A 23,442-nucleotide genomic window follows, 5' to 3' on the forward strand; every position below is an offset into this window, starting at 1 on the left:
AAAGGACGTGACATATTGTTTAAATCATTGACAGGCAAGCGGGCCAAACTGCTTGCCCTGACGCTAACTAGTAGCCTATTACTAGCTGGCTGTGCCAACCCAAATAATCCGGACGGCTTTGGCTTCCGTTGGTTCGCCATGCCGATCAACCGTTTACTCAACTGGTTTGCTGAGATCTTTAATGGAAATTATGGCCTAGCCATCATTACCATGACCATCCTGGTGCGTCTGGTTCTTCTACCGCTCACCATGCGCCAGTTGAACTCCACTATGGAACATTCGGTCCGGATGAAAGAATTCCAGCCCTATATGAAAGAAATGCAAGAGCGGCAAAAGAATGCCAGCTCTGACGAAGAGCGGATGCGCCTCGCCATGGAGCAGCAAGAATTTCTTAAAGAAAATAATATCTCCATGCTAGGCGGGATGAAAGGCTGCCTGCCTCTCCTCATTCAATTACCGATCTTCTCTGGCCTCTATGCAGCAATCCGAACCAGCCCTGAAATCAAGGCCTACACCTTCTTTGGCATTCCTCTAGGCGAACCAAGCCTACTCTTCGCCATCATTACGATTGCCCTCTATGCCCTGCAATCTTGGGTTTCTCTCCAAGGTATTCCAGAAGAGCAACGGGCTCAAATGAAGATGTCGATGTTTATGATGCCAATTATGATGGGCTTCATCGTCTTCAGCGCACCTGCTGGTCTGACCCTTTACTTCATTGTATCAGCGCTCTGGGGTGTTCTCCAATCGCTCTACACCAATCTCATCTACCGGCCACGCATCACAGCCCGTATTGAAGAAGAGATGAAGAAAAATCCAGTTAAAGTGAAAACTAGTCCAAGCACACAAGCCAAAGACGTCACCCAAAGCGTCAAAGACGACGCTCCTCGTCAAATTGACAAGGGTCCGAAAAAAGGTCGGAATGCCGGCAAGCAAAAGCGTAAGTAGACGCTAGCAATTCTTGAACATCTGTAACTTAATGACCAAATTCAAAAAAAGAACGGATGCTCACTTATCACAAAAACAAAATTAAATGCCTTAAAGCAGCACACTCTGTCCTGCTTTAAGGCATTTTTTTAATTTGCATCTGAGTCTTCTTCCACTGACCGGACCTTATCATCAACTTCCTCAGCTAAGGGCAGGCGGATGTGGAAGACCGAGCCGCTATTCAAGGAAGATTCTACGAAGAGCTGACCCTTGTAACCCTCGATCAGCTGACGAGCAATGGGAAGGCCGAGACCATTGCCACCTCTTTCCCTAGACCGGGCCTTATCCACCCGGTAGAAGCGGTTAAAGATCTTATCCTGGTCTTCTTGAGAAAGCCCTTCGCCAAAGTCCTGGATGGCGATTTCCACATAGCGGATCACATCCGTAGATACCGTAATATGAATCAAGGGGGTATCGGTGGAATACTTGACTGCATTGTCCAATAAGATAATGAGGCACTGCTCTAAATGGTGGCGGTTAATGGCCACATAATAAGGCTTAGAGAGCTCATTATTCAAGATGAAGGTGAAGTCAGGGTGGAGCATCTTGAAGTTCTCATAAGACTCTTCCACCACCATACCGGCATCAACCGCCTCATCTTGGTAGTGAATCTCCACTTGGCCAGCCCGCGACAGGTCGAGCATCTCTTGGACCAAAACGCGCATGCGCTCAATCTCACTCAGAGCCGATTGGATGGATTCCTGTAAGACTTCTGGATCATCTTTGCCCCAGCGGTTGAGCATCTTTAAGTGCCCCTGGACAATCGCAACTGGAGTCCGCAGCTCGTGAGAAGCATCCTCGACAAAATGCACCTGCTGGTCGATATAATGGGTCATCCGGTCTAAGAGCTGGTTAATCCCCAGGGAAATATCCGTCAGCTCATCCTGGCTATCGCGGATGATCACCCGGGTATCGGCAATGCTCTTAAAGGAGATCCGGTCCAGGGTGAATTTAATATCACGGATGGGCTGGAGCATCCAAGATGCCGTTAAGAAACCTGCCACCCCTGAAGCAAAGAGGAGGAAAAAAGCGATAAAAGTGAGCGAGACCACCAATTCTCCTGGACTCAAGATCACAATCGCTATTGGTACCAGCATGGCAATGAGCCAGATAATCCCTGATAGGCAAAGCCCCCATTTCCAAAAAAGTGAAATTCGCTTTTTCTTCTCTTGGTTATCAGGTTGATTATCTAATTTCATTGTTCAGTCCTCATCACATAGCCTGTTCCGCGCACAGTTTGAATATAAGAAGGTTGGTCTTTGCGGTCAATCTTATTGCGCAAGTAACGGATATAAACATCCACAACATTAGTTTCAATCTCAGTGTCATAATTCCAGACCTTATTGAGTAATTCCTGGCGGGAGAGGACGACGTTGACATTCTCCATCAAGGTGACTAAGAGCTCGTATTCCCGCTTGGTCAAGTCGATGATATCATCCCCCCGGTGAACAATCCGGTTTTCTTTTTCGACCGTGATATCCTTAAAGGTCAGCTTGGTTTGCTTCACTTGGAATTCACTCTCTGCAATATTGATGCGACGAAGCAAGGCCCGCATCCGTGCCAGGAGTTCTTCAATCGCAAAAGGTTTAACAATATAGTCATCGGCACCCTGATCCAAACCAGACACCCGGTCAATAATAGAATCGCGAGCAGTCATCATAATCACTGGTGTCGTCTTCTCATGGCGCAGGCGGCGGCAGACTTCCACCCCATTAATTTCTGGGAGCATGAGGTCGAGCAGGATAATATCCCAGTCTTCTTCAAGAGCGGCCTTGAGTCCCGTCCGTCCATTGTAGCAAGTTTCCACTTCATAGCCCTCGTATTTCAGCTCCAATTCAATGAAACGGGCTAAATTCTTTTCATCTTCAATAATTAATACACGTGTTGCTTCTTCACTCATCTCATTCACACTCCATCTCCATAATATTTAGTTTTTGTGAAAAAATATTCCTTAAGCAATTCATATATCCCTATGCTATAATAAAAAGCGTACAGCTTACAAGAGAAAGCGAGGTTTCTTATGCCACAGCACATGCCAAAATCTAAAATGTACAATAACAAAAAGAAGAAAAAACGTCGTGGCCAAATCTTAATCTGGATCGGCCTCATCGCCATCATCGGCTCCGTCGTCTTCGCCACCGCCATGGCCCTCTACGGCTACTACGCCGGGTAAAACAAGGGTGTGAGCAAGAGCGGTTAGCTTTGGCTGCTTGGAGTAAGTTGGAATAAGGGCAAGCCAGGCTTGCACGTTTCCAACTTGCGAAAGCACGCCAAAGCTGCTCTTGCAAACCCAACTAACAAGGGTGTGAGGGCTGGCGCTTAGCTTTCCTTCACTGGAACAAGTCACCAGAGCAGTCTGCAAGACTGCGGCGGAGACTTGTGAAGTGACAGGAAAGCTGCCAGACCGAACCCGACTAGCAAGGGTGTGAGCAAAGGCGTCTAGAAAGGGATGACTGGAGGAAAAGCGGATAAGAACGGCTTTAGCCGGTCGTTCCACTTTTCTGAAGTCACTCCCTTTCTGCCTTTGCGAACCCGACTAGCAAAGACTGGGAATCCCCCAGTCTTTTTTGTATGCTCCCGACTTTTGTTACACTCTAATAAAACCTGTTCCAAAAGGCAGCTCTAGCAGCCACTTCACTCATGATGATGATCTAGAGCTCCCAACTTTTATCACACTCTAATGCTTACTTCTATTTTACAACAAATCTTCAAATTCATCTGCAATATGCTCAGCTTCTTCGACTTGGTCTTGCCATTCAATCCGCTCAAACTTGGTCTGGTCGACTGCTGCTTGGACGAGTTCATCGATGGCTAAGCGTTTTTCCAAGTATTCCACCTCGTCCAAATGGGGCTTGGTCTTAGGCGATGGCGGCGCAAAGACGGTACAGCAGTCTTCGAAGGGTTGGATGGATAAGTCATAAGTGTCAATTCTTTCTGCAATATCGATAATCTCAAGCTTATCCATGGTCACTAGGGGACGAAGAATCGGGGTTGAGCTGACTTCATTGATGGTGTACATACTCTCTAGCGTCTGAGAAGCCACCTGGCCTACCGATTCGCCGTTCACAATAGCCAAGCCGTCATACTGGTCCCGCAAGCGGTCTGCCACCCGATACATCATCCGCCGGGTCACGGTCATCAGGTATTCTTTAGGGATTTTTTCTTTGATTTCTTCCTGTATCTCGGTAAAAGGCACTTCTAAGAAGTTAATCCAGGCCGAAAAACGACTAAGCTTGCCGGCTAATTTTTTAGCCTTTTCTAGGGCTTGGGGGCTGGTATAAGGCGGTGAGGCGAAATGGAGGGCGGTCACCCGGATGCCCCGCTTCATGGCCAAGTAGCCAGCTACCGGCGAATCGATACCTCCCGACAACATGAGCGTCGCTTTGGCGCTGGAACCCACGGGCAAGCCACCCAGCCCTGGCAGCCAATCCGTCGATAAGAGGAAGTCTTGTTCGCGCACCTTCACCCGCAAGGTCAGATCAGGTTGCTTGAGCTGGACCTTGAGCTCTGGATAGGCTGCGCCGACATGGGCACCTAATTCCCGGTTGATGGCATTAGTATCTAGACGATAGGAATGGTCCGAACGCGAGGTAGCAATCTTAAAGGTCTTAATATCAGACTTGGCCATCTCCTTAGCGACTACTTCAACAGCCACTTCTTTAAGTTTCTCGAAGTCGCGTTCGATAGTCAGAGCCGGACTGTAGGACTGGATGCCGAAGACATCCTGCAGGCGCTCGAGAATCTTGTCTTGAGGGGCATCTTCAAGATGTAGGAACATAAAGTCGTGTTGCTGGCTAACTTTAACTTGGGGATAGTCATAGAGGGCGCGCTTGATATTATCCGAGAGTATCCGAATAAAACGGCGCTTATTCTTACCCTTAATGGACAATTCCCCATAGCGAATCATAATAATTTTTTTCATAGGACCTCCTATTGGATTTTAGCAAATTTGTGGAGTAAGCGGCGGTAGACTTCGATAAAGTCTTCCACTTCTTCCATTCGGTTGTCATATCCGAAGCTCAAACGGATAGCACACCGGGCCAGGCTAGGATCTACCGGCATAGCGGCCAGGGTCGAGGATCCTTGCTGGCTCTTCCGGCTGGCACAGGCAGAAGTCGTTGACACATAGATGCCCTCTTCTTCTAAGGCGTGGACCATCACTTCACCACGAACGCCTTTGAGAGCAAAGCAGAGAATATGAGCCGCACCATCCTGGGGACTGAAGACAGTTACCTGGTCCCCCTCTTCCGCCAAGAACTGACGGAGCCGGTCTTGGAAGGCTTGGTGTCTCTTACTTTCCTCATTAGCGCCTTCCTGGGTCAAGCGCATAGCCTTAACGGTAGCCACAATGGCGGGCAAGTTCTCAGTCGAACTCCGGAGCAAGTGCTCTTGGCCGCCCCCATCTAAGAGGGGCAGGATCTGCCGGTTGGCCTTCTTATATAGGATACCACATCCCCTAGGCCCATTGAACTTATGTGCTGAAAAACTCATCAAATCCACCCGGGAATGGATAAGGGGAAGTGGGGTCTTCATGAAACTTTGAACCCCATCCACATGAAAATGGATGCTCGGATAGTCTTCTAAGACCTCAGCCAATTCCGCGATAGGTTGCTGGCTCCCAATTTCATTGTTGATGGCCATCACAGAGACCAAGGTCGTATCAGGACGAATGGCCGCCTTCAAGTCTTCGGCATGGACCTTGCCCTCCTTGTCTACAGGCAAGTAGGTCACTTCAAAGCCTTGTTTCTCAAGGGCCTGCATGGTATTCATGATGGCGGGATGTTCGACCTGACTGGTGATCAGGTGCTTGCCTGCTCCAGCTTTTTCCAGGGCTGTTCCTTTAACCGCCCAGTTGTCTGACTCCGTTCCCGATCCCGTGAAAAAGACTTCCTCTGGCGAACAGCCTAAGATATCAGCAGCCTGCTTGCGGGCTGAGTCTAGGAGACGGTGGGCCTGGTTACCCAAGGCATGGAGGCTGGAAGGATTGGCATAGTAAGTCTCCATCGTTTTAAGCATAGACTCTGCTGCTTCTTTAAAAATCTTAGTGGTGGCACTGTTGTCAAAATAGATGGTTTTTGACATAAAGTTAGCTTCCTTTCTCTTAAAACAGTGAACCCTCTCCAGATTTCGCCGATCGGGAGAGGGAACTTGACGATACTAATAATTATATTTGTTCTTATCTGCGCGGTAAATTTTCTCGATTTCGCTCTGAGCTTGGCTATCGAATTTCGCTACACAATCCACGATGGCCTGGTAGGCTCCCTGATAATCGTAGCGCTCATTGAAGAGGTAGTGGGAATAGTCCACCGCATCATTAATCTCAGGATGGTTAGCTCGGTAACGGTTGGCATATTGGATAGCTGTCTCGGTCAAGCGCACATAGTCGAGGGTCTTCTCAATTTCCGTATCCAAATATTCAATATCCTCAGAAGCAATTTGGCTCAAGCGGTTGATTTCTTCCATATCCAACTTGACTCGGTTGAGCTTGGAGCGCATGGCATCCAAGGTATCCTCACAAGCAAAGAAACGGTCCAGATAACTTGGATCTAGGCCAGGCAGGTGGTACTGGCCAACCTTGCGCTTGATATTGCGGAGGTCGAGCTCGTAGAGATAGAGCTGGTCGCGGGCTTCCCGCTCCTGCTGCTTGAGACCAGCCAATGACGAAACAATCTTGGACTGGCCTTTCTCAATCTCAGCTAGGGTCTCATAACTATCCCGGTAGCGGGTTTCCATATCGCTGTAGGCAATGGTATGGTTGCCTTCCTGCTGGTTAGTATAATCGATCGTTTCCTGGAGGCGGTCAATCTGATCAGCATAGTCACGCATCTGGGACATCTCGCTACCCGATAGCTGGTAATTCTGAGCAACACGGTCGATCTCTAAGATGGCATAACGGTTGGACTGGTGAACCTTACTTAGGGTTTGTTGCATGGCCCCCTGGTTGCCGCCGATGTATTGCTTGGCTCGAAGTTCTGCTTCCATCAGTTCATAGGTCCGGTCAATCTGTACTTCCGCCCGCTCCATAATGGCTTGGGCTTCATCCAGGTCAGCCCGAGCAATGGCTTCCTTGGCATTATTGATGACCTTATCGACTTGGTTGATCTCTTCAGGAATATCCACATCCATAGGGAAACGATAGTCTTCATCCAACATAGCCTTATAGCCTTGGTTGAGGTCTTCATACTGGGCCAGGTATTCTTCATCAATCCGAGTCAAGAGGCTAGGAATTTCTTCCATCATCCCCTCTAAGGACTCAATGTCCTGCTGGATCTGTTCTAAGATTTCATGAGCTCCGATAAAATCCCCATCATTCATCAATTCATTGTATTTGGTGAAATCTAATTCAATATAGGACAAGTTCTTCTCTAATGTTTCCTGGGAAGGGCCGTAAGCATAGCTATGGGCAAGTAATTTCTTGCGGATCTTAGCATAGCGGTCATAGAGCTCTTCATGGTAGCTCGCATTGGCGTCCTCCTGGTCCAAGAGCTTCTCCAATCGCTGGTTAATCCCCTCGACTTCCGTCCGAGCTTCCTGGAGTAGGTCTTCCGCCTTGTCCGACATTTGCCGGGCTTTAATTTTTGAAAATAATTTATCTGTAGCGTCCTGGGCTGAGACGAGAACCGCTTCAATTTCGGGTAACTTGTACTGGGTTACGGTTTGCCAATTGGCCTGTTCGTTCTCGAGCGCCCGTCCGGTTTTACCTGTTACATTCTTGTTTTTGATCGTATAGAGTTTGTCAGCAACCGGAATCGCCATGATTTCTTGTTTCTGCTCATCCAGTTCCTGATTGGTCTTAGTCTGCTTCTTACTTAAATAATACAGTATGCCATAGCTGATGAGCACAATCAGAATCACGACGAGCAATGCGATTAATAGCTCCACATTCGCTCCTCCAATTCATTAATATTTTATCATGTCTTACTTTCTTATACTCATAAATTATAGCAGAAAAAAGCCCTTTAGCCTAGGGAGAGTCCATAAAAAGCCCTTGACTGCTCTTCTTTCTTTTCTGATCTTTTGTCAAAGTGTCTGCTTAAGCATCCAAAATTTTAATTTTGCTCTTTGGAAATTATTTTTTCCGACAAAAAAAGGAGCCAGCCAGGCTAGCTCCTTTAAATCGTTTAAGCTTAAAATTAAGATAATTGGTTGTAGTATTCAACGACGAGTGATTCATCGATATCTGGGTTCATTTCGTCGCGTTCTGGGTAGCGAGTTAATGAGCCTTCGAATTTTTCTTCATCGAATGATACATATGGAACGTGGCCGTATAAACCTTCAACAGAATCCTTGATCACTTGGATTTCTTTAGATTTTTCACGAACGCCGATCACTTGGTCAACATCCACTAAGTAAGAAGGGATATCCACACGTTTGCCATCAACTAAGATGTGGCCGTGGGTAACCAATTGACGAGCTTGGCGACGAGTTGAAGCCAAACCTAAGCGGTAAACCATGTTGTCTAAGCGACGTTCAAGTAAGATCATGAAGTTAACCCCGAGCTTACCTTCTTTAATTTTACCAGCTTTTACGAACAAGTTATGGAATTGTTTTTCAGTCATCCCATAGATGTAACGTAATTTTTGTTTTTCTTGTAATTGTAAACCGTATTCTGATAGGCTCTTACGGCGTTGGTTAGGTCCGTGTTGACCTGGTGCGTAAGGGCGACGGCTTAATTCTTTACCTGTACCTGATAATGAGATCCCTAAACGACGGGATACTTTCCATGTTGGTCCTGTATAACGTGACATTGATGAATTCCTCCATATAAATTGATTTATTGGAGTAAAATAAGTCATTCAGCTGATCGCATTCGTGCAGTCCGCTCCTTGGCTTTCTCCTATTGCAGCCGCGGATACTTGCTTCACCTATGTGGGAGGACTGTTGACGAGCTTGCTTCAACTGTGCTGCATTATTTTACACAAAAATTATCTTATCAAGCTTTAATCGGCTTGTCAAGCTTAATCTTTCAAATATTGGCCGATAAAGTTCAAAGTCAACCGGGCGCTCTTAGGCCCCACTTCAGAAATAAATTGGTCAAAGTCAATAGCCGCATCCTGCTCAGCAGTGTCTGACATAGCCCGAGCAATCAGGAAAGGAAGCTGGAACTGATAGGCGACATGAGCAATTGCTGCTCCTTCCATCTCGGTACAGAGGGCACCTGGAAGATTCTGGGCGATCTCTTCCACCTTGGCTGGGCTTGCTACGAAGCTATCCCCTGAAACGACTAAGCCTCGGTTGACTGTCTCGCCCTGGTCAGCCAGGCATTGTTCGAAACGTGAAAGGTAATTGGAATCTGCTTGGAAACGGGCAGGCAAGCCCTCAATTTGGCCATAAATCTGGTCAAAAGCGGTCATGTCAACATCATGGTAGGCTGCTTCCTGGGCAAGGACCAGGTCGCCCACTGCCAGGTCCTTGTCGACAGCTCCCGCTGAGCCATTATTAATAATCAGGTCAGGTCCGTCCATAGCCAGCAAAGTTGTCGCTAGGGCCGCATTGACCTTGCCAATCCCACACTGGGCAATGGCAAGCTCGTGGCCTTGGTAATGGCCCCGCCAGATCTTAACGCCTGCCTGCTGAGAAGCTTCGAGGTCCGTAATTTCATCTAAATAGTAGCTAATTTCCTTGGTCAAGGCTGCAACAATAGCAATCTTCAAGCTTTTCATCCTCCTATACAAAAAATGCAATCAAGGTAACAATGATAATTCCTAAGAGACTGAGCCCAATTCCCCAGTTGAGGTATTCATCAATCGGTCTTGGGTCAGGCTTCTGGTCGGCCTGGTCGGCCAGCTGCTTAGCTTCCTGACCCTGGCGCCAGTGCCAGGTCCTGCCCCGGTCTGAAGACTTAGCCGGCTTGGACTTGGTCCGGGGGCGCTGGCTCGCTTGGGAAGCGGGACGAGCTTTTTGCTTGGGCTTTTTGCTGGCAGCCGCTGCTTTCGGCCGAGACTTCTTCGCCCCTTGTCCGGCTTCCTGCTTGGCTTCTTCTAAGGCCTTTTCTCTTTTTTTCTTTTGGTATTTGCGATAAGACTGTCGAGTAATTAGAGGATCTTTAGCCATGGTTTCCTTCCTTCAATAGTTGCTTTTCTAGGTATTGGATGGCATAGATGGTCTTCATGTCACAGATCTCCCCGCTAGCGGCAGCTTGCTTGGCTTCACTCAAGTTGAGACGGAAGACTTCGATATGTTCATCCGCATCCTGGGGCCTAGGATTGCTGACTGTTTCTAAGCCGCGACAAGAGTAGATCTGCAGGTATTCATCCAAGTAGCCGGGCGAAACATAAAATTTATCCAGGGTCTGCCAGTCCTCGGCCTGAAGCTGGGTCTCCTCTTCCAGTTCACGCTGGGCAGCGGCGAGGAAATCTTCCCCGGGATCAACTAAACCAGCTGGAATCTCAAGAATCGGCCGTTCAATAGCCTTACGAAACTGCTTAACCAAGACCAGCCGCTGGTCCTCATCGATAGCAATAATGCCAACTGCTGGGGCATGGTGGATGATTTCGCGATTGGCCCTTTCACCATTGAAAATCTCCACAGTCTGCTTCTCTAAGGTCAGTAGACTCCCCTCATAAATCACTTCACTACTTAAAGTTTTTTCACCAAATTCCATGACCTACCATCCTTTCACAAAATTATCACTTTATATTATACATGGAAAATTATAAATATTCTTCTAAATCCACCCTCCCTTGCTAGCTAAGCAAAGTCATCCCTAAGACGGATGGGCCAGGGAGAATTCCTTGCTATAATAACATTAAAATTAGTAAAGAAGGCGGTTTAATGAAGAAAATATGTAAAAGAACTTGGGACCAGGTCCTCTACAGTCCCTTCAATGTCTTATTGATTCTAGCGGCCTGGTGGCTAGACTTAAAGTTCTGGCCGACCCTAGCGACCATCCTGCTAGTCAACTTTGCCATCTGCTACTATCTTAAAAAACGACATTCAGCCCCCCATCTCTCTCGGAAAAATTACCAGCACTATAAGGAACATGGCCTGTCCGACCAAGACATCCAGTATTTTCGCCAGGAGATGGCAACTAGCCTAGAGCAAATCGAACGGATCTTAGCCCTCCTCGCCCAAACAGGCAGGAAGTCGCATGGTCAAGTCAAGGCCCAAGAAATCAAGGCCTACTTCCACGCCATCCAGCAGGACCCCCATTTATTGGCTGATTCAGCGGACTTTCGCTACCAGCTCCTCCCTAGCTTAGAGAAGGAATTGCGCCACTACCAACTCTTAACTACAGCTCGGGAAGACGCCAGTGAACTGGCTGCCAGTCGCAAAGAACTCGACCGCTTAGGCAAGGAGATCCAAGCATCTTACAAAGACTTTCTTGCCCTCACTATCTAGAAGGAGTGTTGTTAATGACTCAGAATAATTTTTCTAATGATTTCGATGATCTATTAGCCCAGCCTTTTGCCCTCGACCAGGAGGAAGGAGAGCTCCAGACCCAAGCTCAAAAGCAGGATACAAGTCTCTTCGACCGCTTGTCGGATAAGGAAAAACAGCAAGCCCAGGCCATGGCCAAGATGATTGACGAAAAGAACATGTCCGGCTTAACCGCTTACGGCAGCAAGGCCCAATCCAAGCTCAACCAATTCTCCCATGCCATGATCGACCAGGTTCGCAATAAGGATACTGGAGAGATTGGGGTCAGCCTGCGCCAGCTCATGGATCGCTTAAATGAGAGCGAGTTGAACAAGCTCCAACAAAATGAGACGAATCCCATTAAACGTTTCTTCAACCGGTCCAAGCTATCTCTCTATGAGGCCAACGCCAAATTCCAACAAGTCGCCGTCCAAGTCGACCAAATCGCTGACCAATTAGACCGCCACCAGACCCAACTGCTCAAGGACAACCAAGACCTCGATGGCCTCTATGACGAAAACTACGAATTCTTCAAGGTGCTGAATATCTATATTGCAGCAGCCCAGCTCAAGTACCAAGAGCTCGAAGAAGAATTAATCCCTCAGAAGCTTCAAGAAGCCCAGGCAGCAGACAATCAAATGGTCGCCCAAGAACTTGCCGACCTCCGTCAATTCGCCAGCCGCCTAGAGAAGCGGATCTACGACCTCAAGTTAACCCGCCAAGTCTCTATCCAGCAGGCCCCGCAGATCCGCCTGATCCAAAATACCAACCAGGCTCTGGCTGAAAAGATCCAGTCCTCAGTTCACACGGCAATCCCCCTCTGGAAGAACCAGATGGCCATCCAACTCTCCCTCCAGCGGCAAAGCGATGCCCTCAAGGCCCAACAAGCAGTTACAGATACAACTAACCAGCTCCTCCGTCAGAATGCAGATATGTTGGAGCAATCTAGTTTAGAGATCAGCCGGGAAAATGAGCGGGGCATCGTCGACATCGAAACCCTGGAACATGTTCAAAAGAGCCTGGTCCATACCATTGAAGAGACCTTCCAAATCCAACAGGAAGGCCGGAAGAAGCGCCAAGAAGCAGAAGGCCGACTCATCAATATGGAAGACCGACTCAAAGAAAGCTTGCTCAAAGATATGGACCGCCGCCAGGCCTAGAAACTGGGCCTGGGGCTAAGAATTGCTTCAAATACACGAATGTACTATAATTGTTATATATTAAAGAAGGAAAGGGATGAATCACATGCTTTGGACACTTATCTGGGGCGGTATCGTTGGTGCAATCGCAGGATGGATTGCAGGCAAGGATATCCCATTTGGAATTATCGGTAACATCGTTGCTGGTCTCATTGGCAGCTGGATTGGCGGTAAACTCCTACCCGTCTTCGGCCCAGTTTGGGGCGGAATCGCTATTATTCCATCCATCATTGGTGCCGTTATTTTAGTCATCTTAGTTTCTTGGCTCATGCGCCGCTTCGCATAAAACGGTAGTATAAGCTAAGAAAAACACAGGCTGTGTCCCTCCGGATACAGCCTTTTTTATTTCAGGGTGTGAGAGGATGCGGGAGAAAGGGACCTCTGGAGTAAACGACCAGAGAAGACTGGAAGCCTTCGACGGTCATTTACGAAGAGGAGCCCTTTCTGCATCCTCGAACCCGACTAGACAGGGTGTGAGGGAGCGCGGGTAGAAGTGGACCTCTGGAGCAAAGCGACAGAGAAGACTGAAAGTCTTCGACGGCGCTTTGTGAAGAGGAGCCAGTTCTGCGCGACCGAACCCGACTAGACAGGGTGTGAGGGAGCGCGGGTAGAAGTGGACCTCTGGAGCAAAGTGACAGAGAAGACTGAAAGTCTTCGACGGCGCTTTGTGAAGAGGAGCCAGTTCTGCGCGATCGAACCCGACTAGACAGGGTGTGAGGGAGCGCTTAGCTTTGGATACTTGGAGTAAGGCGGAATAAGGGCAAGTCAGACTTGCTAATAGACGCCTCATTAGCAAGTTATTGCCAAGCTACTTGCTAATGGGAGGCTTGTCCACAAGTTACCAGCAGTCGACTCGCTAATAGAGGCCTTATTCGCTAGTTGAACCCAGCCTACTTGCTAATAGAGGGTCCATTTGCTAGTAGCCACCAGTCAACTCGCTAATAGTGGCTTTGTTCACAAGTTGCTAGCCCAAGTCATGCTCACTAACAGACTTTATTAAATACAAAAACTGTGCGAAACCTAAATCCTAGGTCGCACAGTTTTATTTTCTAGCAATTATTGGTCAAGATGAATGTTCACAGCCTGTGGGCCGCGCTCCCCTTCCGCAATTTCAAAGCGGAGTTTTTGTCCTGCTTTGAGTTGCTGGCTGAAGGCCCCTTGGAGGGCAGAAGCATGGAAGAAGAGACTATCTTCTTCGGGATTTTGTGGGAGGTCAATAAAGCCATAGCCCTTATCAGCTGAATAAGATTTCACAATTCCTTGGTACATGAATTTACTCCTCTTCTTCTACTAAAGCTTGAGGGAAGTGTTCGCTGACAATGTCATAGCAGCGTTGGCAAAGCGTTGGTGCTTCAGGGATTTGACCCACACTTGGGTAAACGCCCCGGCAACGCTGGCAAACTTCACCGTCTGCCTGGGTCACCTCCAAGGCATAGTGGTCATAGTCATGGGCTTGGTCAGTCTTCTCTTCTAGCGGCTTGATTTCAACTTGGGAGACAATCAAGTAGGTCCGGAGTTGGTCGCCAACTTGGGCCAGTTTGCTTTGGGTATCCGCATCGGCATAGATAATCAGGTCAGCTTCAAGTGACTTCCCGATTAACTTAGTATTTCTAGCTTCTTCCAAGCTCTTGTTGACATCGTCACGGAAATCGAGGAAGGCATTCCAGAAGTCCAATAATTCTTGGCTGTTGCTGTAGTCTTTTAGCTCAGGGAATTCAGCCAATTGAGCATAGTCCGCCTCTTCATCCAGATATTGCCAGATTTCTTCAGTCGTATGTGGGATAACTGGTGTAAGCAAGAGGGTCAGGTCTCTAACCACTTGGTACATCACAGTTTGCATCTTCCGGCGGGCTGGGCTATCCGCTAATTCGATATAGGTCACATCCTTGGAATAATCCAGGTAGAAGCTGGACATTTCCGTTGTCAGGAAGTTGAGGATACCTTGGTAGACGGTCATGAAGTCATAGCGGTCATAGGCAGCTTCCACTTCTTTAACCAGTTCATTGAGCTTGTTGAGCATGAATTGGTCGATGGGGTCTAAGTTATCATAGCTGACAGCATTTTCACTTGGTTTGAAGTCGGTCAGGTTACCCAGCATAAAGCGAATTGTGTTGCGGATCTTGCGGTAAGCTTCAGACACTTGGCCGAGGATATCGTCAGAAATCCGCACATCGTATAAAGTATCAGCAGAAGTTACCCAGAGTCTCAGGATATCGGCCCCGCGTTGCTTGCAGACATCATTTGGTGACACGGTATTACCTAAGGACTTACTCATCTTGCGCCCTTCCCCATCATTAACGAAACCTTGGGAAAGTACGGCCCGGTAAGGGGCTTGGTCGTTGACAGCAACTGAGGTTAAGAGGCTTGAGTTAAACCAACCCCGGTATTGGTCAGAACCTTCTAGATAGAGGTCGGCTGGGAAGGTTAAGTTATCCCGTGTGCCTAAAACGCCGGCGTGGGTTGAACCAGAGTCAAACCAAACATCCATGATATCCATTTCTTTAGTGAATTGGCCGTTAGGTGAGCCTGGATGGCTGAAACCTTCAGGGAGTAAATCTTTAGCCTCCCATTCGAACCAAACATTAGAGCCATGTTCGCCAACAAGCTCTGCCACATGGTTAATGGTTTCTTCGCTAATAATTTCTTGGCCATCTTCGGCATAGAAGATAGGGAGCGGCACGCCCCATACCCGTTGGCGGGAGATCACCCAGTCGCCCCGGTCGCGGATCATATTGTAGATGCGTTTTTCACCAGAAGGATGGAGCCAGTCCACTTCATTCTCAATGGCTTCAAGCGAACGGTCACGGATCTTATCAACGGAGCAGAACCATTGTGGGGTTGCCCGGTAGATGACAGGTTTCTTGGTCCGCCAGTCATGAGGGTAGCTGTGGGTGAAGTAAGACACATGGAGCAAGGCGCCAACTTCTTTTAACTTGGCGAGAACTTTTTCGTTCCCATCTTCATAGAAGACCCCTTCCAGGCCTGGCGCTTCGTCGGTATAGCAGCCTTGGTCGTCAATTGGCGACAGGGCGTCTAAACCGTAAGCTTGGCCAATGTAAAAGTCGTCTTCCCCGTGGCCAGGAGCGGTGTGGACCAGGCCAGTACCGGAATCTGCAGTGACATGGGTCCCTACCATAACAAGGGAATCCCGGTCATAGAAAGGATGCTGGGCCACCATGCGGTCCATATCAGAACCTTTAATTTCATCAATTTCTTGGTAGTCTTCCCAGCCTAAAGTTTCCGCTACGTCTTCTAGGAGCTCTTTAGCAATCACAAAATGACGGCCATCCACTTCAACCACGGAATAGATAAAGTCAGGATGGACGGAGATCCCTAGGTTAGCTGGCAAGGTCCAAGGGGTCGTGGTCCAGATAACGAGTTCGCTATCTTCTGGCAACTTACCATGACCATCCTTTAACTTGAAGGCCACGTAGATACTTGGGGATTCTACATCCCGGTATTCCACTTCAGCTTCGGCTAGGGTCGATTCGCTAGATGGTGACCAGTAAACCGGGCGCTTGCCCTTGTAGATAAGACCCTTGGCGGCCATCTTCCCGAAGACACGGATTTGTTCTTCTTCAAATTTTGGATCCAAAGTCACATAAGGTTTGTCCCATTCACCGGCAACCCCTAAACGTTTGAAGTCTTCCCTTTGGCCTTCAATTTGTTTCCAAGCATAGTCTGCGCAGATCTTACGGAATTCTGCGGTTGACAAGGCCTTGCGGTCAACACCGGAATTGGTGACAGCTTGTTCAATAGGCAGGCCGTGGGTATCCCAGCCTGGCACATAAGGCGCCCGATAACCCGACATGGACTTGGAACGAACAATAATATCCTTGGCAATCTTATTCATAGCATGGCCAATGTGGATAGCGCCATTAGCATAAGGAGGGCCATCATGGAGGACAAAGGGTGTCTTGTCCTTGTTTAAGGCTTGGCGCTTGCCATAGATATCCTGTTCTGCCCATTCTTTTTGTCGTTCAACTTCTTTAACTGGTAGGTTCCCACGCATTGGGAACTTGGTTTTCCCTAAATTAAGGGTTTCTTTCATCTTCATGTTTTTCCCCGCTTTCTTTGATCCATATCCTGTACATAAAAAAAGCTCCATCCGCAAGGGACGAAGCGATCGTGGTACCACCCAAATTTAGTTGCAAGCAACTCTTAAAGCGTTAACGCCGCTAACGTCTCTGCCTACTCCAATTCAGCAGAGCCTCATTCGGATGATAATCTTAAGCTTAGCTTAGTCTGCTTCACAGCTACCGCAGATTCTCTGATAAGCGCCCCTTAAGACCGTGTTCCGTTCTGTTTTATATACATGGCTAATGATACTAAAATTCTTCTCATTTTTCAAGCCTAGACTTCTTAATCGTCCGGCTCGTCCGCATTCTTAAAGACTAATGCTTGCTTTTGCTCAGGGGCTGCCCCTGTTCCCTCCTGGCTTGGCGCTTCTTCTTCGGCGGCTTGGCCTTGGGTGAGGTGCTCAACATCTTCGGGCTCGAGGACCTCCTTGACTTCATCAGGCATCACAGCTACTTGATCATTGTTGAAGAATTCTTCTTTCTGCTTGGCTTCATCGACTTGGGCATTGGCCAGGTCAAAGATCTCTGCCGCCTTGTCATTACGCACAGGCAGGTCCAAGTCAGCAATCAATTCTTCCAGATTAGGGCACTGGCCCCGGGCTTCTTCGCGAGCGGTGAAAATCTTATCCCAGCGTTCATCTTCTAAGCTCTGTTGGCTATTGTGGATGAGTCCTAAGAGCTGCCCCCTTAGCACCTGGCCGTGCTGTTGGAGATAGGTTGTTTCGGTATCGACAGCCACAGCCCGTTCTGCTGCCTGGGTCAAGAGCTCATTGGCCGATTCTTCAGCCCGGCTGACAATCAGCTCAGCCTCATTGAGGGCTTCTTCTCGCAATTTATCTGCGGCTTCCTGGGCCACCACGATGGACCGGTTGAGGGCTGATTCCTTGCCCCGGAATTCATCCAATGCAGCATTCTTTTCGAAGATTTCTTGTTGCATGTACTGATTTAAGGTTTCCAGATTATCCATGGCGTGTCTCACTTCTTGCAGGAAACTATCTACCTCTTGTTTGTCATAGCCTGATAATTTACTCTTGAAAGTCTTATCCTTTAAATCACTTGCATTCACTATCATCAACCTCTTTTCATTGATTCGCTAAATACTGGATGGCCAAGCGGACCTTGCCCTTCTTGGACTGGCCGAGAATCTGGTCGATATAGAGCCGGCCGTAGCCGCGGACACTGAGGGTATCGCCAACAGCCACTTCCCGGTCTACCCGGTCTTGGACCTGCCAGTTCTGCTTAATGGCCTTAGCCTGGACCAGTGACTTGGCCTTGGTTCGAGACAAGTTAAGAGCTTCAGCCAGGACTAGGTCCAAGCGCAAGGAGGCCGCACTAATCGTCCGCTCTTGCCAGTTCTCCTGACTCTGGACGCGGTCTGACCAAGGGACGGGCTGGAGCTCCACCTTGGCCCGGCCCACCCGGTCGACTTCCTGGATGAAGAAAGGCAGGAGCTCTTGGCTGCTAATGAATTGCCATCGCTCGCCATCGCTAAGGATATCTCCTAAAACCTTGCGCTCGAGCCCCTGTCCCAGCAAACTGCCCAGGACCTGGCGGTGGCTCAGCTGGTTAAACTTCTTGGCATAGGAAATCTCAACCAGGACCAAGTCGTAGTCCCCTTCTTCCGCTTCAAGATAAGGAGGATAGATGAAGAGGCGCTGGCGCTCTGCCTGGTCATAGCCACCCCAGAAAGCATAGCGATAGTCTGAATGCGACTTTCCCAGAACTGTTTGAGCAATTACCTGTTCTCTCGGATCGAGAAAGTCGGACAAAATAGGCCGGTATTGGTCAAGAACCTGGCCTTGCCAGTCTAGCACTTGTTCGACGAAATTTTTTTCTTCTGCAGGAAAATGTTGGAATAGGTCTCCCGACAAATCGGAGCCCTCCTTTCTTCACTCTTTCCTTTATTCTACACTAAGACTTGCCCAAGTGGAAAGAATTCGTTGAAAATTGCTGGCAAGATTGATAAAGTTCACAGCAGACTATAGGAAGTTGTGCTGGTTCTTTTATCAATTAGCTTGCTGGGCGTCCCTTGTGTCTAGCGACTTGCGAACAAGCCCTCCATTCGCAAATAGGTTTGCGGCAACTTGTTAACAAGGCTCGCATTAGCAAGTAGGCTAGCGGCAACTTGCGAACATGGCCCCTATTAGAAAGTAGCTTGGGGTCAACTTGCGAATAAAGCTCCCATTAGCAAGTCGAAACTCTGTTAGCAAGATGCCTGAGATCACCATAACGAAAACAAGCTAGCAAGGTTTCTGCTAGCTTGTTAATTCTCACTTTAATCACTAATTCGGTTCATATCTAGTCAGGTTTGCAAAGGCAGAAAGGGCTCCTCTTCATAAAAATCCCTTTCGCATGCATCCTCTCATATCCCTGTCCTCTTAATAAAAGATTGTCAGGCCGCGTTGGGCTAATTGGAGCACGAGCAGACCAATCACTACATTGAAACTAATTCCTCCGAGTGAAGGAATGAAGGAATCAAAGAAGGAGATATAGGGCTCGGCCAGGCTATTGATCAATTGTCCTAACTTGCTATCTCTTGCCCCGGGAAACCAGGAGAGAAGGGCATAAATAATGAGAACAAAGCTGTAGAGCTGGATCAGTTCTTGTAGTAACCAAATGATATTAGTCATGGATGTCTTGTTCCTCCTTGAAAGGGTCATAACGGCGGTCGGACTCGTAACGATAATGGCTCGGATCGACTTGGTCTTCGTAGACCCCTTGGATATCAATCGTCGCCGGAACAGCTAGGAAGACATCCTGGCCAATTCGCTGCATGTCACCATGGATGGCAAAGACCACACCCGCGATATAGTCGATAAAGCGGCGAGCATCGGCATCGTCCATCCGGTCAAAGTTCAAGATCACACCCTTGCCTTCTAAGAGCAGGTCACCGATACGCTCCGCTTCGCCAAAAATTCTCGGCAGGAAGATTTGAATCGTCTGTTGGCTTGCTTGACGGCCCCCATCCATACGAATTAATTTTTGATTGGTCTTCTTTGCTTGGTCAGCCATCTGAACATCCTCCTCCGGTTCAAAATCTTCTCTAGCCAAGGCATCTACAGCTTCTGGGGAAGCCGCTAGGTCATCGTCGAAGGCGTAGTCCTCCACCTCTTGGTCGTCATTGATAAAAATCGATTGCACAAAGTCTTTAAATGCCATAAATCCCCCACTTATTCTTGGTACAAGGCAGAGCCTATCCGGACACAGGTCGCCCCTTCAGCAATAGCTAAAGGATAATCCGAACTCATTCCCATGCTCAGTTCTTGGCAAGGGGCATAGGCTAGCTTCTTAGCTTGGATACTTTGCCCCAGCTCACGCAAGCGGCCAAAGTAGCTATGGATGGCCTCGTCGCTGGCGTCATGGGGGGCCATGGTCATTAAACCGACCACTTCCACTTTGTCAAACTTGGCCAGGTCTTCGATAAAAGCTTCTAATTCTTCTGGAGCCATTCCTGACTTGCTTTCTTCCCCTGATACATTGACCTGGACGAAACACTTGACGACATGGTCGGCTCGCTTTTGAATCTCTTTAGCAATCTTTAACCGGTCCAAAGCATGGAAGTAGTCCACTTCATTAATAACATCCTTGACCTTACGCGATTGCAAGGGGCCGATTAAGTGCCAAACACAGTCATCAGGCATGGCTGCCTTCTTCTCTAAAAGACCATCCACATAATTCTCAGCATAGTCTCTCAGTCCCACTTGATAGAGTGACATGGTCTCTTCCACCGAATGGTACTTAGAAACACAAATCAGCCTGACATCCTCAGAGGCCAAGGCTGATTCCTGCTGCACAGTTTGAATCCGTTGGCGAACGGCCTGTACATTATCTTGGTAGGTCATGCTTACCGACGACGCTTTCTAAAGAATGGTGGGGTATCTAATTCATCCTCACCTAATTCATTGCCATAGCTTTCGTTCGGTGCATTGTAGTTGTTGTAGTCATCTCCAGCTGGGCGACGGTTATCGCGTGGTGCTTCCCAATCATCATAGTTATCTTGACGGCTTGGACGGGCTGGACGACTTGGGGCTTGTTTTTGCTCAAAGTGTTCAGGACGGTTGCCATAGTCACGGCTGGCTGCACTTTGGGCACCAGTCTTGAAGGCAGAGCTTTGACGGCTAGCTTTCTTTTCTTCATGGCGACGTTCTTCGTCAATCCCAGTCGCAATGACCGTTACGATAACTTCATCATCCAAGTCTTCATTGATTGTTGTACCAAAGATGATGTTCACTTCTGAAGAAGAAGCAGCAGAAACAATATCAGCAGCATCTTGAGCTTCGAAGAGGGTCAGGTCTTCGCCACCAGCGATGTTCAAGAGGATTTGTTCTGCCCCATCGATAGATACTTCAAGTAATGGCGAGGAAATGGCCTTCTTGGTCGCGTCAGAGGTCCGGTTTTCACCTTGGCCAGCGCCAATCCCCATTAAGGCTGTCCCTTGGTCTTGCATCACGGTCCGTACGTCCGCGAAGTCCAAGTTCACATAGCCAGGCGAGGTAATCAGGTCAGAAATCCCTTGAACCCCTTGGCGTAAAACATTGTCAGCTTCACCGAAAGCTTCCCGCATTGGAGTCTTCTTGTCAACGATTTCTAATAAGCGGTTATTGGAGATTGTAACCAAGGTATCGACATGTTCCTTCATCTTGGCAATCCCTTCCGCAGCTGAGCGGCCACGCTTAGGTCCTTCGAAAGTGAAGGGACGGGTCACAACCCCTACCGTTAAAGCGCCTAATTCTTCTTTAGCGATTTGAGCGACGATCGGTGCGGCACCCGTACCGGTCCCACCGCCCATACCAGCTGTGATGAAGATAAGGTCTGCCCCTTGCAGAGCTTCACGGATTTGGTCTTCACTTTCTTCAGCGGCTTTGCGGCCAACTTCTGGTTGGGCCCCAGCACCGAGTCCACGGGCAATCTTAGGCCCGAGGTGGATCTTCACGTCAGCGCTTGAGTGCGCTAAGGCTTGGGTATCGGTATTCGCTACAATGAACTCTACGCCACGTACATTTTCTTGGATCATGCGGTTAACCGCGTTGTTACCGCCGCCACCAACACCAATAACCTTGATGTTAGCGCCGCGTTCAAAATCTTGTAAATTGTCAAATTCTAAATCCATCTTTTATCCTCCTGAATCATTACTCGTCTTAGTTAAAGATATCTTCAAAAAAGCTCTTCACTTTATCAGCGAAGCCTTCATTGCCTTCTTTAGCCGCATGGTCGGCTGCTTGGCGAGTGCCCCTACTTTCTTCTTCATGAAGCTCTTCTTCATAGCTAGCATAAGGCGCTTCAGGAACGCTCTCTGCTTGAACTTCATGGTCGACTTCCGGCTCGTAAGCCCGGACTTGAGGGCGGGTATAGCTTTCTTCCTCTTGCTTGGCTGCGTCCCGACTCCGGTTGTCAAAGTTATAACCTTGGGCCACATGGTAAATTTCTTCGAGACCCGAAGCATATTCCACCAGGCCAACTGCTGTCGCGAACATCGGATTGCGCAAACCTACATGCTCAGGAATATAGAAACGCACTTCCGTTTCAAAATACTCTGAAGCCAGGTCAATCACGCCAGGCAGAGCAGCTGCCCCACCCGTGATAACCACGCCACCAGGTAGGTCAAAGGCTTCGACTTGGTCTAAGGCACGCTTAATCGTTTCCAAAATTTGCATCACGCGAGCTTCAATAATTTCAGAAAGATAGTGTTCGTCTACCTTAGCAGGTTCTTTCTTACCGATAATTTCAACCGGGAAAAATTCATTCTCGCTGGTATGGCGGGAATCCGCATAGCCGTATTCTAACTTAATCTGCTCTGCATTCTCGATGGTTGTGTTTAGGACAGTAGAGATATCTTTAGTGATATACTCCCCACCCTCTTGGTCGATGTAGGCAAATTTTAATTGTTTGTCATGGATAACGCTGGCGCTTGTTTGGCCACCACCCATGTCGATAATAATCGTTCCGAAATCTCTTTCCCCTTCAGATAAGGCTGCAGCTGCTGTTGCTAGGGGTTGAACGACCAAGTCGGCAATATTCAAACCCGCATTCTCAACACAGCGGCGAATATTGTGAATAATCGTCTTGGTCCCCGTAATCATGCTCGCATAGAGTTCTAAACGAACGCCAATCATCCCACGTGGGTCGCGGATGCCATCGAAACCATCAACCACGAACTCTTCAGGGATCACCGAAATGATCTCCCGTTCTGGTGGAACTGCACGTACCTTAGCTGCAGATAGGACATTGTTGACATCTTTGTCCGTGATTTCACGGTTCTCATTTGCCACTGCAATCATCCCATAACAAGGTTCTATGTTCACTTGATTACATGGTACGCCAACAATGACGTTTTTGATTTCACAGTTTGACTTGCGTTCAGCTTGACGGACAGCACTCTTGATGGCTTCGACCGTTTTGTCGATATCCACAATCACACCCCGGCTCAAGCCTTCTGAACGTTCACTCCCAACACCGATGACATTCAGGTGTTGGTTCACATATTCGGCAACAACAACTTTTACTGAAGTGGTTCCAATATCGAGACTCGCATAAACTTTTGGTTGCACCATGTAATTGAAACCTCCAAATTCTTTAATCAATAATCAAGATATGTCTATATCGCTTCTATTTTAACATAAATAAAGTAGCAAAAGCAGTAAACTTTTCCTAAATCAATGAAAGAAAAGAAAGCTAGCAAGTGCCAAGCTTTCCTCTTGATAAAGAGACTAGGACCTGCTCCAAAAGCCAAGTTTTACTTCAAGTTCAGCAATGATAAATTCCCTTACCATCCTTGCAAAATCCAAAGCATGTTAGCTTTTGTCACACTTTCCTCTTCATAG

Annotated in this window: 23 protein-coding genes; 5 read left to right on the top strand and 18 right to left on the bottom strand. The window is 48.2% G+C overall.

Annotation, left to right across the window (positions count from 1 at the left end; translation table 11 throughout):
* Nucleotides 1-15: 15 nt before the first annotated feature.
* Nucleotides 16-945 carry a membrane protein insertase YidC gene (gene yidC / locus QP860_RS03605; RefSeq protein ID WP_284912200.1) on the top strand — a complete coding sequence of 310 codons (930 nt, stop codon included), beginning with the start codon at nucleotides 16-18 and terminating at the stop codon, nucleotides 943-945.
* Nucleotides 946-1,073: 128 nt separating this feature from the next.
* On the opposite strand, the gene QP860_RS03610 is transcribed toward yidC, so the two are convergent.
* Together QP860_RS03610 and QP860_RS03615 are read right to left on the bottom strand one after the other, a co-directional pair.
* Complete coding sequence (locus QP860_RS03610) at nucleotides 1,074-2,183, bottom strand: sensor histidine kinase (RefSeq protein ID WP_070617780.1); 1,110 nt, start codon at nucleotides 2,181-2,183, stop codon at nucleotides 1,074-1,076.
* Nucleotides 2,180-2,884, bottom strand: coding sequence for a response regulator transcription factor (locus tag QP860_RS03615; RefSeq protein WP_067972011.1), 705 nt, complete (start codon nucleotides 2,882-2,884; stop codon nucleotides 2,180-2,182). The genes QP860_RS03610 and QP860_RS03615 overlap by 4 nt, the downstream gene beginning before the upstream one ends.
* Nucleotides 2,885-3,004: 120 nt before the next feature.
* Between QP860_RS03615 and QP860_RS03620 the strand changes: the two genes are divergently transcribed.
* A complete protein-coding gene (locus QP860_RS03620) occupies nucleotides 3,005-3,157 on the top strand; it encodes a MerR family transcriptional regulator (RefSeq protein ID WP_141744581.1) in 153 nt (50 codons plus the stop codon).
* Nucleotides 3,158-3,679: 522 nt separating this feature from the next.
* Here the strand turns inward: QP860_RS03620 and thiI are convergent.
* The 7 genes from thiI to QP860_RS03655 all read right to left on the bottom strand — a co-directional run bounded on the left by thiI (nucleotide 3,680) and on the right by QP860_RS03655 (nucleotide 10,588).
* The gene (thiI, locus tag QP860_RS03625) at nucleotides 3,680-4,906 is read right to left on the bottom strand and encodes a tRNA uracil 4-sulfurtransferase ThiI (protein WP_070617777.1); all 1,227 of its coding nucleotides are present in this window, start codon (nucleotides 4,904-4,906) and stop codon (nucleotides 3,680-3,682) included.
* A gap of 8 nt (nucleotides 4,907-4,914) precedes the next feature.
* Nucleotides 4,915-6,066, bottom strand: coding sequence for a cysteine desulfurase family protein (locus QP860_RS03630; RefSeq protein ID WP_070617774.1), 1,152 nt, complete (start codon nucleotides 6,064-6,066; stop codon nucleotides 4,915-4,917).
* Between the two features lie 75 nt (nucleotides 6,067-6,141).
* Complete coding sequence (locus tag QP860_RS03635; protein WP_284912201.1) at nucleotides 6,142-7,866, bottom strand: septation ring formation regulator EzrA; 1,725 nt, start codon at nucleotides 7,864-7,866, stop codon at nucleotides 6,142-6,144.
* A gap of 251 nt (nucleotides 7,867-8,117) precedes the next feature.
* Nucleotides 8,118-8,732, bottom strand: coding sequence for a 30S ribosomal protein S4 (gene rpsD / locus QP860_RS03640; RefSeq protein WP_067972024.1), 615 nt, complete (start codon nucleotides 8,730-8,732; stop codon nucleotides 8,118-8,120).
* A gap of 210 nt (nucleotides 8,733-8,942) precedes the next feature.
* A complete protein-coding gene (locus tag QP860_RS03645) occupies nucleotides 8,943-9,638 on the bottom strand; it encodes a 5'-methylthioadenosine/adenosylhomocysteine nucleosidase (protein WP_070617927.1) in 696 nt (231 codons plus the stop codon).
* A 13-nt stretch (nucleotides 9,639-9,651) separates the two neighbouring features.
* The gene (locus tag QP860_RS03650) at nucleotides 9,652-10,038 is read right to left on the bottom strand and encodes a hypothetical protein (RefSeq protein WP_284912202.1); all 387 of its coding nucleotides are present in this window, start codon (nucleotides 10,036-10,038) and stop codon (nucleotides 9,652-9,654) included.
* Nucleotides 10,031-10,588, bottom strand: coding sequence for an NUDIX hydrolase (locus QP860_RS03655; protein ID WP_284912203.1), 558 nt, complete (start codon nucleotides 10,586-10,588; stop codon nucleotides 10,031-10,033). The genes QP860_RS03650 and QP860_RS03655 overlap by 8 nt, the downstream gene beginning before the upstream one ends.
* Nucleotides 10,589-10,758: 170 nt before the next feature.
* Between QP860_RS03655 and QP860_RS03660 the strand changes: the two genes are divergently transcribed.
* The 3 genes from QP860_RS03660 (at nucleotide 10,759) to QP860_RS03670 (ending at nucleotide 12,828) form a co-directional block, all read left to right on the top strand.
* Nucleotides 10,759-11,325 carry a 5-bromo-4-chloroindolyl phosphate hydrolysis family protein gene (locus QP860_RS03660; RefSeq protein WP_284912204.1) on the top strand — a complete coding sequence of 189 codons (567 nt, stop codon included), beginning with the start codon at nucleotides 10,759-10,761 and terminating at the stop codon, nucleotides 11,323-11,325.
* 14 nt (nucleotides 11,326-11,339) lie between these two features.
* Entirely contained in the window at nucleotides 11,340-12,503 is a 1,164-nt protein-coding gene (locus tag QP860_RS03665) for a toxic anion resistance protein (protein ID WP_284912205.1), read from the top strand.
* Nucleotides 12,504-12,579: 76 nt separating this feature from the next.
* Nucleotides 12,580-12,828 carry a GlsB/YeaQ/YmgE family stress response membrane protein gene (locus tag QP860_RS03670; RefSeq protein ID WP_070429985.1) on the top strand — a complete coding sequence of 83 codons (249 nt, stop codon included), beginning with the start codon at nucleotides 12,580-12,582 and terminating at the stop codon, nucleotides 12,826-12,828.
* Between the two features lie 770 nt (nucleotides 12,829-13,598).
* On the opposite strand, the gene QP860_RS03675 is transcribed toward QP860_RS03670, so the two are convergent.
* From QP860_RS03675 to ftsA, 9 genes are all read right to left on the bottom strand, one after another.
* The gene (locus QP860_RS03675) at nucleotides 13,599-13,811 is read right to left on the bottom strand and encodes a cold-shock protein (RefSeq protein WP_070617758.1); all 213 of its coding nucleotides are present in this window, start codon (nucleotides 13,809-13,811) and stop codon (nucleotides 13,599-13,601) included.
* 4 nt (nucleotides 13,812-13,815) lie between these two features.
* Nucleotides 13,816-16,599 (bottom strand): isoleucine--tRNA ligase, encoded by a 2,784-nt coding sequence (gene ileS, locus QP860_RS03680; RefSeq protein WP_070617755.1) that lies wholly within the window; start codon nucleotides 16,597-16,599, stop codon nucleotides 13,816-13,818.
* 305 nt (nucleotides 16,600-16,904) lie between these two features.
* On the bottom strand, nucleotides 16,905-17,687 hold the full coding sequence (locus tag QP860_RS03685; RefSeq protein WP_070617752.1) for a DivIVA domain-containing protein: 783 nt from the start codon (nucleotides 17,685-17,687) through the stop codon (nucleotides 16,905-16,907).
* A 16-nt stretch (nucleotides 17,688-17,703) separates the two neighbouring features.
* A complete protein-coding gene (locus tag QP860_RS03690) occupies nucleotides 17,704-18,492 on the bottom strand; it encodes a YlmH family RNA-binding protein (protein WP_070617748.1) in 789 nt (262 codons plus the stop codon).
* A 507-nt stretch (nucleotides 18,493-18,999) separates the two neighbouring features.
* Nucleotides 19,000-19,251, bottom strand: a complete 252-nt coding sequence (locus QP860_RS03695) for a YggT family protein (RefSeq protein WP_083294330.1) — start codon at nucleotides 19,249-19,251, stop codon at nucleotides 19,000-19,002.
* Entirely contained in the window at nucleotides 19,244-19,780 is a 537-nt protein-coding gene (locus QP860_RS03700) for a cell division protein SepF (RefSeq protein WP_070617742.1), read from the bottom strand. The genes QP860_RS03695 and QP860_RS03700 overlap by 8 nt, the downstream gene beginning before the upstream one ends.
* Before the next feature lie 11 nt (nucleotides 19,781-19,791).
* A complete protein-coding gene (locus tag QP860_RS03705) occupies nucleotides 19,792-20,463 on the bottom strand; it encodes a YggS family pyridoxal phosphate-dependent enzyme (RefSeq protein ID WP_070617739.1) in 672 nt (223 codons plus the stop codon).
* A 2-nt stretch (nucleotides 20,464-20,465) separates the two neighbouring features.
* On the bottom strand, nucleotides 20,466-21,731 hold the full coding sequence (gene ftsZ, locus QP860_RS03710) for a cell division protein FtsZ (RefSeq protein WP_070485703.1): 1,266 nt from the start codon (nucleotides 21,729-21,731) through the stop codon (nucleotides 20,466-20,468).
* 28 nt (nucleotides 21,732-21,759) lie between these two features.
* Nucleotides 21,760-23,172, bottom strand: a complete 1,413-nt coding sequence (gene ftsA / locus QP860_RS03715; RefSeq protein ID WP_070617736.1) for a cell division protein FtsA — start codon at nucleotides 23,170-23,172, stop codon at nucleotides 21,760-21,762.
* Nucleotides 23,173-23,442 lie beyond the last annotated feature (270 nt).

Source organism: Aerococcus sp. UMB1112A (assembly GCF_030230715.1).
GTDB lineage: Bacteria > Bacillota > Bacilli > Lactobacillales > Aerococcaceae > Aerococcus.